Annotated in this window: 12 protein-coding genes and 1 pseudogene; 10 read left to right on the plus strand and 3 right to left on the minus strand. The window is 72.7% G+C overall.

Annotation, left to right across the window (positions count from 1 at the left end; translation table 11 throughout):
- Positions 1–27: 27 nt before the first annotated feature.
- A complete protein-coding gene (locus tag J7E97_RS27040) occupies positions 28–1,254 on the minus strand; it encodes an Ig-like domain-containing protein (RefSeq protein ID WP_251055221.1) in 1,227 nt (408 codons plus the stop codon).
- A 216-nt stretch (positions 1,255–1,470) separates the two neighbouring features.
- Here J7E97_RS27040 and J7E97_RS27045 point away from each other — a divergent pair, with 216 nt between their 5' ends.
- The 6 genes from J7E97_RS27045 to J7E97_RS27070 all read left to right on the plus strand — a co-directional run bounded on the left by J7E97_RS27045 (position 1,471) and on the right by J7E97_RS27070 (position 8,551).
- Positions 1,471–2,712 carry a lipid II:glycine glycyltransferase FemX gene (locus J7E97_RS27045; protein WP_374224246.1) on the plus strand — a complete coding sequence of 414 codons (1,242 nt, stop codon included), beginning with the start codon at positions 1,471–1,473 and terminating at the stop codon, positions 2,710–2,712.
- Positions 2,709–4,394, plus strand: a complete 1,686-nt coding sequence (gene murJ / locus J7E97_RS27050; RefSeq protein WP_374224247.1) for a murein biosynthesis integral membrane protein MurJ — start codon at positions 2,709–2,711, stop codon at positions 4,392–4,394. The genes J7E97_RS27045 and murJ overlap by 4 nt, the downstream gene beginning before the upstream one ends.
- An 80-nt stretch (positions 4,395–4,474) precedes the next feature.
- On the plus strand, positions 4,475–5,158 hold the full coding sequence (locus tag J7E97_RS27055; RefSeq protein WP_215032379.1) for a response regulator transcription factor: 684 nt from the start codon (positions 4,475–4,477) through the stop codon (positions 5,156–5,158).
- A 9-nt stretch (positions 5,159–5,167) separates the two neighbouring features.
- Complete coding sequence (locus J7E97_RS27060; protein WP_215032382.1) at positions 5,168–6,625, plus strand: HAMP domain-containing sensor histidine kinase; 1,458 nt, start codon at positions 5,168–5,170, stop codon at positions 6,623–6,625.
- The gene (locus J7E97_RS27065) at positions 6,622–7,143 is read left to right on the plus strand and encodes a hypothetical protein (RefSeq protein ID WP_215032385.1); all 522 of its coding nucleotides are present in this window, start codon (positions 6,622–6,624) and stop codon (positions 7,141–7,143) included. Before J7E97_RS27060 ends, J7E97_RS27065 begins: the two co-directional genes overlap by 4 nt.
- Positions 7,144–7,264: 121 nt before the next feature.
- Positions 7,265–8,551: a cytochrome P450 gene (locus J7E97_RS27070; RefSeq protein WP_215032388.1), complete on the plus strand. Its 1,287-nt coding sequence runs from the start codon at positions 7,265–7,267 to the stop codon at positions 8,549–8,551.
- Here J7E97_RS27070 and J7E97_RS27075 read toward each other — a convergent pair.
- Positions 8,511–9,236, minus strand: coding sequence for a hypothetical protein (locus tag J7E97_RS27075; RefSeq protein WP_215032391.1), 726 nt, complete (start codon positions 9,234–9,236; stop codon positions 8,511–8,513). The two genes, J7E97_RS27070 and J7E97_RS27075, sit on opposite strands and share 41 nt — an antisense overlap.
- Before the next feature lie 115 nt (positions 9,237–9,351).
- Here J7E97_RS27075 and ggt point away from each other — a divergent pair, with 115 nt between their 5' ends.
- Positions 9,352–11,163, plus strand: a complete 1,812-nt coding sequence (gene ggt, locus J7E97_RS27080; RefSeq protein WP_215032394.1) for a gamma-glutamyltransferase — start codon at positions 9,352–9,354, stop codon at positions 11,161–11,163.
- 142 nt (positions 11,164–11,305) lie between these two features.
- On the opposite strand, the gene map is transcribed toward ggt, so the two are convergent.
- Entirely contained in the window at positions 11,306–12,073 is a 768-nt protein-coding gene (map, locus tag J7E97_RS27085) for a type I methionyl aminopeptidase (RefSeq protein WP_215032397.1), read from the minus strand.
- Positions 12,074–12,137: 64 nt separating this feature from the next.
- Here map and J7E97_RS27090 point away from each other — a divergent pair, with 64 nt between their 5' ends.
- From J7E97_RS27090 to J7E97_RS27100, 3 genes and pseudogenes are all read left to right on the plus strand, one after another.
- A complete protein-coding gene (locus J7E97_RS27090) occupies positions 12,138–12,389 on the plus strand; it encodes a helix-turn-helix domain-containing protein (protein WP_215032400.1) in 252 nt (83 codons plus the stop codon).
- Between the two features lie 475 nt (positions 12,390–12,864).
- Positions 12,865–13,266, plus strand: a complete 402-nt coding sequence (locus tag J7E97_RS27095) for a PPOX class F420-dependent oxidoreductase (protein ID WP_215032403.1) — start codon at positions 12,865–12,867, stop codon at positions 13,264–13,266.
- Between the two features lie 99 nt (positions 13,267–13,365).
- A pseudogene (locus tag J7E97_RS27100) lies at positions 13,366–13,994 on the plus strand (hypothetical protein); the annotation flags it as partial.

The following is a 13,994-nucleotide window of genomic DNA, read 5'->3' on the forward strand; positions in this document are numbered from 1 at the left end:
TTGGTCAGTCGAGTCGGCGGTGGCGGCTCAGCCGTTCTGCGGGGCTCCGGCCGACGCGCTCATGGTCTGCCACTTCTCCCACGAGAGGTTCCACTCGCCGTAGCCGTTGCCGACGTCCGCGTTGCCCTTCGAACCGTCACCGACCACCTCGAAGGGGTCGCCGGCCTGGGACTGCGCGAAGAAGGTCTTGGCGTTGGCGTCGCTCATGCCCACGCAGCCGGAACTGGTGTTGGCGCGGCCGAAGCTGGCGTTGTTCCACGGCGCGGCGTGCACGTACATGCCCGACCAGGTCAGCCGGATCGAGTAGTCGACGTCCTTGTCGTAGGCGTTGCCGAGGCCCACGGTCTCGGAGTTCATCCGGATCGTGCCCTCCTTGAGCATCAGCACCATCTTCCCGCTCCAGGAGGCCTTCTGGCCGCCCGGGGTGCCGGCCGAGACCGGGATGGTGTCGACGCTCTGGCCGTCCTCGGTGACCGACATCTTCTTCGTGTCGAGGTCCACCTTCGTCCGGCGGTCCTTGCCGATCTTGAATTCGGTGGTGTAGTCCTTGACGAACATGCCGCCGCCCGGGCCGGAGTCGACGCCGTTCAGGTGCATGTCGACCTTCACGTCGGTGCCGGACTTCCAGTACTCCTTGGGCCGCCAGTCCACCCGGTCCTTGCCCGAGTAGTCCTTGATCCAGCCCCAGGAACCCTCGGTGTTCTCCGAGGTGGTGACCTTCAGATGCTTCTCGACCTCGGCCTTGTTCTTCACCGGGTTGTCGAAGACGATCGAGACCGGCAGACCCACGCCCACGGTGCTGCCCTTGGAGATGTTGATCGAGACCTTGTTCACCTTGTCGGCGGCCGTGGTCTTGAACGTCGTCGCGGCGCTCTGACTGTCGGTGTTCTGCGCCTCGACCTTGTACTCGGCGCCCGCGGAGGCGTTGCGCTCCGACTTCCAGGTCTTGCCGTCGGCGGATATCTGCCCGGCCAGCTCCCCGCCCTTGGCGTCCGTCACCTTCACCGACGCGAGCTTGCCGTCGGCGATCGTCACGGTCACCGGCTCGCCCGCCTTGACCTGGTCGCCGGTGAGGTTCACCGAGACGGCCATCTCCGGCTTCTGCTTCGTCTCCGACTTGGCGGCGGCGCCCGCGGCGCCACCGCCACCACCATCGCCACCGCCGCAGGCGGTCAGCGCGGCGGCCAGCAATGCGGCGCCCGCCACCGCGGCGTGGCGACTGCGTATCCGAAAGACCCGGCGTGTGCGGCTCAACGAAACCCCTCCGAAGTAATGATCGTCGCAAAAGGAGATGCGAACGACACGACTCTAGGTTGCGCGAGATGCGGAAAAGATCAGGAATCCGGGTTGTGACATGGACCGCAGCAAGACGGTCATCGTCCGGTCACAATCACCGCGCGATCCCGTCATGGACACCTGTGAGAGTCCTGTGCGTAGCCCGATTTGGACGTACAGGAAGGCCGATCAGCCGTGTGCGCACTGCTCGTGAACCCCGCTCAGCAGCAGCTCCAGCAGCCCCAGCGTCAGGACCAGCGCATGGACCAGCGTCAGGAACGGCGTGAGAACCGGCCTGTGGACCCGCGGGGGAGCCGGGCGCTCACGGTGCGTTCCCTGTCCGTCCCGGAATATCAGGGATTCCTTTCCCGGCACGGCCGGGCCAGCTTCCTCCAGTACCCGTCCTGGGCCCAGGTAAAGGACCTTTGGCACTCGGAAAGGGTCGGATGGCACTACCCCGGCGGTGAAATCGAGGGAGCCGGTCTCGTTCTCTACCGCCAATTCCCGGGTACCCGCAAATACTTCGCCTATCTCCCCGAGGGCCCCGTCGCGGACTGGGCCGACCCGGACGTCGACCGCTGGCTTACCCCCCTCAAAGCCCACCTGAGGGAGTCCGGCGCCTTCGCGGTCCGCATCGGTCCCACCCCCGCCTACCGGCGCTGGGACGCGGCCACCGTCAAGTCCGGCGCGGGCCCCGGCCGGCAGATATCCGACGTGCTCGCCACCGAGGTCGACCCCGTCGGCGCCGCGCTCGCCGACCGGCTGCGCACCCGTGGCTGGAAGCGCTGCGGCGGCGAGGACGACGGCGACGCCCAGCCGCGCCACGTCTTCCGCGTCCCGCTCGCCGGGCGCTCCCCCGACGACCTGTGGGCGGGCCTGAACCAGGAGTGGCGGCGCAATGTGCGCAAGGCCGAAAAGGCCGGGGTCGAGACGGTCGTCGGGACCGCCGCGGACCTGCCCGAGTTCTACCGGCTGCTGCGCATCACCGAAGAGCGCGACGGCTTCGCGCTCGGCCGCGCGCTCGCGTACTACCAGCAGCAGTACGAGGCCCTGAACGCCGAGGAGCCGGGCCGCATGCGCCTCTACCTCGGCGTCCACCAGGGCGAGATCCTCGCCGCGCACACCATGATCGTGGCCGGCAGCCGGGTCTGGTACCAGACCGGCGCCTCCGCCGACCACCGCCGAGAGGTCCGCCCCAGCAACGCCCTGCAGTGGCGCATGATGTGTGACGCACATGCCCTCGGAGCGGACGAATACGACATGCGCGGGGTACCCTCCACCCTCGACCCCGACGAACGCTCCTTCGGACTGCTGCGCTGGAAGCTCGGCACCGGCGGACAGGTCGTCGAAACCCTCGGTGAGTGGGAGATCTCGATGGACGGACGTGTCAACACGGCCCTCTACAAGGCGTTCCAGGCGTACATGGCCCGCCGGTGACCGTCGTCACCGACACCGACACCGCGACGGCGACGGCCGACGCCGGGAAGGCAGCATCGGGGAAGACCTCGTTGCTGCGCAGCGGTGCGCTCATGGCGGCCGGCTCGATCGTCTCCCGCGCCACCGGCTTCGTCCGCTCCGCCGTGATCACCGTCGCCCTCGGCACCGCACTGCTCGGCGACGCCTACGCGGTCGCCAACACCGTCCCGAACATCCTGTACATCCTGCTCATCGGCGGCGCCCTCAACGCGGTCTTCGTCCCCGAGCTGGTCCGCGCGGCCAAGGAGCACGAGGACGGCGGCGCCGCCTACACCGACCGGCTGCTCACCGTGTGCACGGCCGCGCTGCTCGTGATCACCGCCGCCGCCGTACTGGCGGCCCCGCTGATCGTCTCGGCGTACACCGGCTACAGCGGCGCCCAGGAATCCACCACCGTCGCCCTCGCCCGGTACTGCCTCCCGCAGATCCTCTTCTACGGGCTGTTCACGCTGCTCGGCCAGGTCCTCAACGCCCGCGGCCGGTTCGGCGCGATGATGTGGACCCCGGTCCTCAACAACCTGGTCGTCATAGCCGTCTTCGGGCTCTTCCTCTACGTCTCCCACGGAGCCGGCGACGGTCTGACCGCCTCCGAGACCCGGCTGCTCGGCATCGGCACCACCGCCGGCATCGTCATCCAGGCCCTCGGCCTGGTCCCCTCGCTGCGCGCGGCCCGCTTCCGCTGGCGCCCCCGCTTCGACTGGCGCGGCAGCGGCCTCACCCGCCCCCTGCGCAACGCGGGCTGGCTCGTCATGCTCGTCCTGACCAACCAGCTCGCCTACTGGGTCGTGACCCGGCTCTCCACCACCACCGGCCGGCACGCCGTCGATGCGGGCCTCGCCGGCGGCGCCGGCTACGTCGCCTACAGCAACGCCTACCTGCTGTGGATGGTCCCGCAGGGCATCATCACCGTCTCCCTCGTCACCGCCCTCATGCCCCGGATGAGCGCCGCCGCCACCAACGGAGACCTCGCCGGCGTGCGGCGGGACGTCTCCTACGCACTGCGCTCCAGCGCCGCCCTGATCGTCCCGGCCGCCGCGGTCTTCGCGGCCCTCGCGCCCTGGGTGATCGGCAGCGTCTTCGAGCACGGGGGAGACCTCGACGCCGCCGACGTGGCCGTCATGGCCGGCATGCTGGCCGCCTTCGCGCCCGGCCTGATCGCGTACTCCGCGCAGTACGTGCTCTCCCGCGGCTTCTACGCCCTGTCCGACACCCGGACGCCCTTCTTCCTCAACCTCGTCATCGCGGCCCTCAACGCCGGGCTCTCGGCCGCCGCGTACCTCCTGCTGCCGCCGCGCTGGGCCGTCACGGGCATGGCCGCCGCCTGCTCGATCGCCTTCACCGCGGGCGCCGCCGCCGCCGCGTACGTCCTCGCCCGCCGGCTCGGCCCGCGCGCGGGGACCCGTACGGAACGCCGGAACACCGCCGTACGGACCCACCTGCGGCTCCTGATCGCCTGCGCCCCCGCGGCGGCCGCCGGCTACGGCGCCGCGCGCGCCGTCGACCGGTTCGGGAACTTCGCCGGCGTCGCGGCGGGAACCGCGGCGATCCTCCTCGTCGTCGTCCTCCTCGCCGGGCCGCTGCGGCTGACGGAGATCACCGACCTGCTCGACTCGGCGCGCCGCAGGGCCGGCCGCAAGAATTAGCCCCCAGCCGGACCGCTCCCCGTCCCGCCCTCGGCCGAAGGCGGGACGGGAACGATCGAGGACCCTGGAATACTGACCCGATGCCACGCGTACTGTTGATCGAGGACGACCCTTCCATACGGGAGGGCGTGGGCCTCGGCCTGCGCCGTAGGGGCCACGACGTGAGCGCCGCCGAGACCGGCGAGGCCGGCCTCGTCCTGATGGCGAGCTTCCACCCCGAGCTCGTCCTGCTCGACCTCATGCTGCCCGGCATCAACGGCGTCCAGGTCTGCCGGCGGATCCGCGAGACCAGCCAGGTGCCGATCATCATGCTCACCGCGCGCGGCGACGACTTCGACATAGTCGTCGGCCTGGAAGCGGGCGCCGACGACTACATCGTCAAACCCGCCCGCACCGAGGTCATCGAAGCCCGCATCAAGGCCGTGCTGCGCCGCCTGAGCGAGCCCGCCGGCGGGCGCCCGGGCGTGGAGTTCCACGGCGAGCTGGCCATCGACCGCGCGGGCCTCACCGTCGCCAAGAACGGCGAGCGCGTCCCCCTCGCCCCCAGCGAGATCAAGCTCCTGCTGCACCTGTCGGCCTCCCCCGAGCAGGTCTTCTCCCGTCAGCAGCTCCTCGAATACGTGTGGGACCACAGCTACCACGCCGACGCCCGCCTGGTGGACGCCTGCGTACGGCGCCTGCGCCACAAGGTCGAGGACCCCGAGGCCGCCCCCCGCTACATCCAGACCGTGCGCGGCTTCGGCTACCGCTTCGGCCCGCTGTAGGCGCGCCGGGTGAGACGTTTCGCACCGCTCGGCCTGCGCACCCGGCTGATCGCCGCCTTCCTGCTCGTCGCCGCCATCTGCGCGGGGACCACGGCCGCGCTCACCTACCAGCAGGCCCGCAACGCGATCCTCCAGCAGAGCCAGGACACCGCCGTCAGCACCCTGCGCGACCTGGTGGAGGCCCAGACCACCCAGCTGCCCATGCAGCAGCAGGAACTCCAGCGCCTCGTGGGCGAGCTCGGCAAGCGGGGCCAGCCGCACCCCTGGACGGTGTACGGGGAGTACGGAAAGCTGCGCGCCTCCTCCAACCAGAGCGTGGGCACGTCCACCGTCGTCAGCGAACAGCTCCGCCGCCAGGTGACCACCAACCCGCACGGGGCCTTCCAGCGCACGAGGGACCGCATCGGCAACCCCTACCTCGTCGTCGGCATGCCGGCCGTCTTCAAGCACAACGGCGGCCAGGAGGCGACCGGCGCCGTCTTCTACGCCGTCGTGTCCCTGGACACCGAGCAGACCACCGTGGACGCCATGGTCGGCGCCGCCAAACAGGGCGCCGTCCCGGGCCTGGCGATCGCCGTCATCCCGGCCCTGCTCGCGGCGCGCAGCGTGCTGCGGCCGGTACGGGACATGCGCAAGGCCGCCCAGCGCCTGGGGCGCGGCCGGCTCGACACCCGCATCGAGGTCCGCGGCGCCGACGAACTCGCCGGCCTCGCCCGCACCTTCAACGAGACGGCCCGCGCCCTCGAACAGTCGGTGAGCGAGCTCCGCGACGCCGAGGCCCGGGCCCGCCGCTTCGCCGCCGACGTCTCCCACGAACTGCGCACCCCGCTCGCGGGGATGCTCGCCGTCACCGAGGTCCTCGACGAGGGCGCCGAGGACCTCGACCCCGACACCGCCAAGGCGCTGCGCCTCGTCAGTGCCGAGACCGGCAAACTCGCGGTGCTCGTCGAGGACCTCATGGAGATATCCCGCTTCGACGCCCGCGCCGCCGAGCTCAACCTCGACGACGTGGACGTGGCCGAGGCCGTCACCAAGACGCTGGAGCGCCGCCACTGGACCGACGGCCGGGTGCGCACCGATCTGCCGCCGGACGTCCGCGCCCGGCTCGACCCGCGCCGCTTCGACGTGGTCCTCGCCAACCTCGTCGGCAACGCCCTCAAACACGGCGGAGCCCCGGTCCGCGTGAGCGTCCGCACCGGGTCCGGGTCCGGGTCCGGGGCCGAGGACGACCGGCTGCTGATCGAGGTCGCCGACAGCGGGCCCGGCATCGCCCCCGAGGTGCTGCCGCACATCTTCGACCGCTTCTTCAAGGCCGACGCCGCCCGCACCCGCTCCACCGGCAGCGGCCTGGGCCTGGCCATCACCCTGGAGAACGTCCGCCTGCACGGCGGCACCCTGCGCGCGGCCAACGGCCCCGCCGGCGGAGCGCTCTTCATCCTCGACATGCCGCTGGAGGCCCAGGTATGACCCCGGTACGCAGGGCCCTGGCCGCGGCGGCCGCGCTGATCGGCCCGGCCCTGCTCGCCACCGGCTGCGGCAGCATCGCCACCACCGGGGTCGTCGAGAGCGGCCACGCCGGGACCGTGAACCTGGCCACCCTGCCCTACCCGGACCTGCTGTACTTCATCGCGCCCGACGGCGGACTCGTCCCGGTGACGGTCTCCGACCAGGTCAGGCTCACACCCACCGTCGTGCTCAGGATGCTCCTGGCCGGGCCGGGCGCCAGCGCGCGGGAGGCGGGCCTGACCACCGAGCTCCCGCCGCCGGACACCAAGGAGTACATCGCGACGGGGATCACCGTCGAGGGCAACGGCAAGAGCCTCAAAGTCCTCCTGCCCTTCGCGGTCGAGCCGCTGTCCGAACGCGCCCGCCGTCAGCTGGCGTGCACGGCCCGGGCGACCGCGCGCATCGATTCGGCCCCGCAGATCCTGCTCGTCGGCCCCGACGGCAAGGAGGAGCGCGCCGTCTGCCGGACCGAGGGCTGAGGTGCGGCCGCGCGGCCCCGGCCCCGGCCGACGGGCGGCCCCCGGCCGACCGGTGTCCGGCCGCCGCCCCACCGCGCGGCCCCCTTGCGGACCGGGCCCGCGTCCCGCCACCGTGTGGCCCATGGATCATCAAGGCCCTGCCGTCGACCGGGAGCGAGCGGCGGACATCCCCGACGTCTTCGACCCGCGCGTCTACGCCGAAGGCGTCCCGTACGACCGCTACCGCCTGTTGCGCGACCACCACCCGGTGGCCTGGCAGCGCGAGCCGGAGGTCCTCGGCTGGCCCGCCGGCCCCGGATTCTGGGCCGTCACCCGGCACGCCGACGTCGTCCGGGTCCTGCGCGACCACGCCACGTACTCCTCCCGGCTGGGCGCCACCCAGATCCGCGACCCCGACCCGGCCGACCTGCCCTTCCTGCGGCGCACCATGCTCAATCAGGATCCCCCCGAACACGGGAAGCTGCGCCGGACGGTCGCCCGCGCCTTCACCCCGGCCCGCGTCGACGCCTTCGCCTCCCGGGTCCGCGACCGCGCCCGTACGCTGCTGCGCGCCGCCCGGGACGGCGCCGAGGGCGGGAGCGCCGACGTGGTGCGCGCGGTCACCGACGAGTACGCGCTGCTGAACCTCACCGACCTGCTGGGCGTCCCCGCCGCCGACCGGGGACTGCTCCTGGAGTGGACCGTACGGATCATCGGCTACCAGGATCCCGAGGACGCGCCCGCTCCGCCGCTCGGCCCGGACGGCACCCCGCTGAACCCGCGCTCCCCGGCCCTGCTGGGCGAGATGTTCCGGTACGCCCGCGAACTGGCCGCCTACAAGCGGGCACACCCCGCCGACGACGTGATGACGGCCCTCGCGCTCGCCGGACTGGAGGACGCGGAGCTGGAGATGTTCTTCTTCCTGCTCACCGTCGCGGGCAACGACACCGTGCGCGGCGCGGCCCCCGGCGGACTGCTCGCCCTGGCCCGCGACCCGCGCGCGTACGCCGCACTCGCCGACGGGCGGGTCCCGGTGGACCGGGCCGTGGACGAACTCCTGCGCGTCCACCCGCCGGTGCTCAGCTTCCGGCGCACCGCCGCCGCCGACACGGAACTCGCGGGCGTGCGGATCGCCGCCGGGGACAAGGTGGTGGTCTTCCACGCCTCCGCCAACCACGACGAACGCGCCTTCGCCGACCCAGGGCGCCTCGACCTCGGCCGCGTCCCCAACCCGCACGTCTCCTTCGGGGACGGCCCGCACGTCTGTCTCGGTGCCCACTTCGCGCGGCTCCAGCTGCGGGTCCTCTACGAGGAGTGGCGCGCCCTGATGCCCGCCCCCGAACTGGCCGGCCCGCCACGCCGGTTGGTCTCGAACTTCATCAACGGCATCACGCGGCTGCCGCTATGGGTGTCCGGGCCGCCTCGGTGACGTCCACCAGCAGCTCGGCCACGTCCGGGCCGTAGGCGTCGGAGTTGATCACCTTCAGCATGACGCAGAACGACTCCTCGCGGTAACGGCGGGCCAGCTCCACGTGGTTGCGGGCCAGGAAGCGGGCGCCGGCCTGGTTGCTGATCGCGGTCTGCCCCGAGATCAGGAACACCGGCCGGGTCCCCGGACCCGTGGTCAGCCGGGCGAGCACCACGTACTCCACCTGGCCGCGCTGCCAGCGGTACGACTCCCCGCCGACCGTGATCGACCCCCGGTCCGGACCGGGCTCGGTGGAGACGTCCACCCGGACGCCCGGCAGCATGGACGTGAGATGGGCCGCCGTCCGCGCGTTGGAGACGGGCCCGCCGACGCAGAACTCGGCCCGCTCGCCGAAGCCCTGGCGGACCCCGTCGTGCGAGATGATCTGCAGGTTCGCCCCGCAGTCCTTGATCAGCGCGGATATCTCCAGGAGCGCGAAGGCGTCGTTCCTGTGCACCGACCCCTGGGTGCCGCCCATCTGCCGGTTGACCACGAACAGGCAGTCGGAGCCGGTCGGCAGGCCGAAGAAGGCCTGCTTGCGGCGCAGTGCGCGGCGCCACAGGTACGTCCGGGCGAACCAGCCGAAGCCGCCACTGATGGCGGTGGCCACCACCCCCAGCACGATGTTGCGCACGTCGTCGTTCATGGCGCGGATGTTAACCCGCGGACCGCCGTCCTGACGCGGGGGGTGCGGTGAAGTTAAAGTGCCCAGCCTAGGCCTGGCCCAGGGGGGTTTGACAGGCCGTCTACTGGAGGTACGGATGCATCGTCCCGCCGCACGTCAGTTGGTCCTCGTCGCACTCGCCGGTGCGCTCGTCTCCACCGGGGCGGCCGCCCCGCCGTCCCAGGAGGCGGCCGGCGGACCGGCGCCGGCCAAGGTGCCGGTCGCCGCCGGCTACGGCGGGGCCGTCGCCAGCGTCGACGCCGATGCCAGCGCGGCCGGGATCGCCGTCCTGCGCTCCGGCGGCAACGCCGTGGACGCCGCCGTCGCCACGGCCGCCGCGCTCGGCGTCACCGAGCCCTATTCCGCCGGGATCGGCGGGGGCGGCTACTTCGTCTACTACGACGCCCGGTCCGGCCGCGTGCGGACCATCGACGGCCGCGAGACGGCCCCGGCGACCGCCACCGCCACGCTGTTCCAGGAGAACGGCGCCCCCATCCCCTTCGCCGAGGGCCAGACCAGCGGCCGCGGCGTCGGAGTCCCGGGCACGCCGGCGACCTGGCAGAGCGCGCTCGAGTCCTGGGGCACCCGGCCCCTCGGCCAACTCCTCAAGCCCGCCGAGAAACTGGCCCGCGACGGCTTCACCGTGGACGCCACTTTCCGGGCCCAGACCGAGCTCAACCAGGACCGTTTCAAGGACTTCCCGGACACGAAGAAGCTCTTCCTGCCCGGCGGCTCCCTCCCGGTGGTCGGTTCCACCTTCAAGAACCCGGATCTGGCGGCGACTTATGCCGAGCTCGGCCGCAAGGGCGCCGGCGCCCTCTACCGGGGTCCGCTGGCCGAGGACATCGTCCGGACCGTGCGCACGCCCCCGGTGGACCCGGCCGCCACCCGCGTCGTCCGCCCCGGCGATCTGACCACCGGCGACCTGCGCGCGTACGCGACCAAGCGGCAGGAGCCGACCCGGGTCGGCTACCGCGGCCTGGACGTCTACAGCATGGCCCCCTCCTCCTCCGGCGGCACCACCGTCGGCGAGGCGCTGAACATCCTGGAGCGCAGCGACCTCGGCCGGCTCTCCGAAGCCCAGTACCTGCACCGGTTCATCGAGGCCTCGCGGATCTCCTTCGCCGACCGCGGCCGCTGGGTCGGCGACCCGGCGGCCGAGGACGTGCCGACGCGGGAGCTGCTCTCGCAGCGGTACGCCGACACGCGCGGCTGCCTCATCGACCCGGGCAAGGCGCTGACCAGCCCGGTCGCTCCGGGCGATCCGCGTCACCCGGTCGCCTGCGGCGCGGGAGGGCAGGCCGCCCCGACCACGTACGAGGGGGAGAACACCACGCACCTGACGGTCGCCGACCGCTGGGGGAACGTGGTCTCCTACACCCTGACCATCGAGTCGACCGGCGGCAGCGGCATCACCGTCCCGGGCCGCGGCTTCCTGCTCAACAACGAGCTGACCGACTTCTCCTTCGCCCCGACCGCCCCCGGCGTCCCGGACCCGAACCTGCCCGGCCCCGGCAAGCGGCCGCGCTCCTCGATGTCCCCGACCATCGTGCTGGAGGACGGGCGGCCGGTGCTGGCCGTGGGCTCCCCGGGCGGCGCGACCATCATCACCACCGTGCTCCAGACGCTGATCGGACACCTGGACCGCGGGCTGCCGCTCGTCGACGCCATCGCCGCACCGCGGGCCAGCCAGCGCAACCAGACCACCACCGAGCTGGAACCGGGCCTGTGGGGCAGCCCGGTCCGCGCGGAGCTGGAGGCCCTCGGTCAGGGCTTCCGGCAGAACCCGGAGATCGGCGCCGCCACCGGCGTCCAGCGGCTGCCCGACGGGCGCTGGCTGGCGGCCGCCGAGACGACCCGCCGCGGAGGCGGCGCGGCGATGGTGGTGCACCCGCACGGGAGGCCGTAACGGGGCCTCGGAGGAGGCCCGCTGCGGCTGTCGCCCGGGCTGCGGCTGTGACCACCCGGTGGTGACGACCCGCTGTGACTACCTGGTGGTGACCACCCGGCTGTGACCACGGCCGGGTCCGGGGCCGCTGGCGGGGTCGCGGCTACGGAGCGGTGAGGATCCTGGGGCCGGCGGCGGTGATCGCGACGGTGTGCTCCGCGTGCGCGGCGCGGCTGCCGTCGACGGTCCGCAGGGTCCAGCCGTCCGCGTCGCAGCCGTAGTCGTCCGTGCCGCCCGCGATCAGCATCGGCTCGATCGCGATCACCATGCCGGCGCGCAGCTTCGTACCCTGCCCCGCCGGGCCCTCGTTGGGCACGCCCGGCTCCTCGTGCATGGAGCGCCCGATGCCGTGGCCGCCGAAGCCGTCGGGGATGCCGTATCCGGCGGCGCGGCAGACGGTGCCGATGGCGTGGGCGATGTCCCCGACGCGGTTGCCGGGCCGGGCGGCTGCGATGCCCGCCGCGAGGGCGGCCTCGGCGGTGTCGATGAGCCGCAGGTCGGCGGGGCGGGCCCGGCCGACGGTGAAGCTGACGGCCGCGTCGCCGACCCAGCCGCCCAGCTTCGCCCCGCAGTCGATGCTGACCAGATCGCCGTCGCGCAGCAGGTACCCGTCGGGGATGCCGTGCACGATGGCGTCGTTGACGGAAACGCAGACGACGGCGGGGAAGGGGACCGGCGCGAACCGTGGCCGGTAGCCGAGGAAGGGCGAGCTGGCGCCCGCCTCCCGGAGCACCTCGCGGGCCACCCGGTCGAGCTCGAGCAGGGACACGCCGACGTCCGCCCGGTCCCGGACCGCGGCGAGGGCGTGTGCGACGACGCGGCCCGCGGCGCGCATCCGGTCGATCGATTCGTCTGTCTTCAGTTCCATCATGCCAATAACTATACCGGTATAACTGTAACGGGATAATTATTGGGGTGCGGGGTAGGATGGAGTCATGGTCCGCACCCCTCTCACCCCCGAAGAGCACGAGCGCGGCGAGCGTCTGGGCGCCCTGTTGCGCGCGGCCCGCGGCGGCCGCAGCATGGTCGAGGTCGCGGCCAGCGCCGGGCTCTCCGCCGAGACGCTCCGCAAGATCGAGACCGGGCGGGCTCCGACGCCCGCCTTCTTCACCGTGGCGGCCCTCGCCGAGGCGCTGGGGCTCTCGCTGGACGACGTGATGCGGCGCTGCACCTTCGTTCCGGTCTGACCAAGCGGCCTCGGCCGATCGGCCGCCTCGGCCTGCCGTTCGGGCGGGCCCGGCGACCGAACGGCCCAATAGGCGGTGGGGCGGGCGGGGCGCGGGCAAGCGTGAACCCGTGCCAGACATGAACGCATCCGCATCCGTACCCGCGTCCGTATCCGCCTTCGCATGCGGATCCGCATCCGGATCCGCATCCGAGCGACTCGGTCTCGGACTCGTCGGGGCCCTGCTCGCGGGCGGTCTGCTGCTCGCGGCATGTGCCACCCCCGAGGGCCGGGCCCATTCCCATGCCCATGCCAACGCCCAGGGAGACGTGGTCTTCCGTCAACCGGCGTCGTCGTCAGCCGCACCCAGCTCCAGCATGCGCAGCAGATGATCGCCGCCGGCGAGGAGCCGTGATCCATTGGCGGTGCCCACCGACGTCGGTCGCCGATGATGCGGCACGTGAGGGCGGACGGGTCGCTCCGCATAGGGTTGGCGCATGACGCTTGAGGAGCTGGGCAAGGCGCGGTACGTCAGTCTCACCACCTTCCGGAAGGACGGCACGGCGGTGGCGACGCCGGTGTGGGCGGTGGCGGACAGCGGTGAGCTGTACGTGTGGACGCGCAGCGATTCGTGGAAGGTCAAGCGCATCCGCAACAACGGGCGCGTCGCGGTGGTGCCGTGCGACGCGCGCGGCCGGGTGGTCGAGGAGGCCACCCCGGTGGAGGGCGAGGCGCGGCTGCTGGACGAGGCGGGGCTGACGCGGGTGCGGAGGCTCCTTTCGCGCAAGTACACGTGGCAGTTCTGGATGGTGGACGTGCCGGCCGCCGTGTTCCGGCGGGGCAAGCGCCCGCACACCGCGATCGAGGTCAGCTTCGCCCCGCCTGCCGACCAGCTTTGAGACTCCCGTAGCCCGCCCGTAACACGGGTGGGATCCAATAGCCGGATGGAGACCGCGACTTCACAGGCGATCGGGCAACTCACCGCATACATGCGTGGGTTGACGCAGAGACTGGATCCGGGGGCGGGCTGGTACGGGGAGTTCCTGCGGCGGGATCCGGAGGGGATGCTGGCCTGCCTGGACGGGGCGGCGATGCCTCCGTGGGACGTACTGGAGTCCCTGCTGGGGGACTTGGCGGCGGCGGCGGACGGAGCCGACTCCCAGGACTCGACGTCGGCGGGGAGTTCGCCCGGCTCGGTGGGGACGGTGGGGTCGGGGGGCTCTGCCGACTCCGCCGGGCCGGGCGGCGCGGGTGGCGCGCTCGCGCGGGAAGCGCGGTACGCGGCCGGGCTGCGGGCGGCCGCGGTCGAAGTCTGGGACCGGCTGCCCGGCGGGGTCGAGGAGCTGTACACCCTGCTGGCCACGGCCGCAGCGCAGCGGGCGGAGGCGCGGACCCTGCTGCGCGGGCTGTCGGCGCGGCTGGCGGAGACGGCGGATCCGGTGACGGCCGACGCCCTGAACCACGAGCTCGCCTGGACCCGGGACGACGCGGCCCGGGCGACGGCCCGGCACGAGGACCTGACGGCCCGGCTGGCCGCGGTGGCTCCGGCCGGGGTGGCTTCGGCCGGGGTGGCTCCGACCACGGTGGCTCCGGCCGGGGTGGCTTCGGCCGGGGTGGCTCCGGCCGG

This window comes from Streptomyces sp. ISL-66, from assembly GCF_018614135.1.
In the GTDB taxonomy this organism is placed as follows: Bacteria; Actinomycetota; Actinomycetes; order Streptomycetales; family Streptomycetaceae; genus Streptomyces.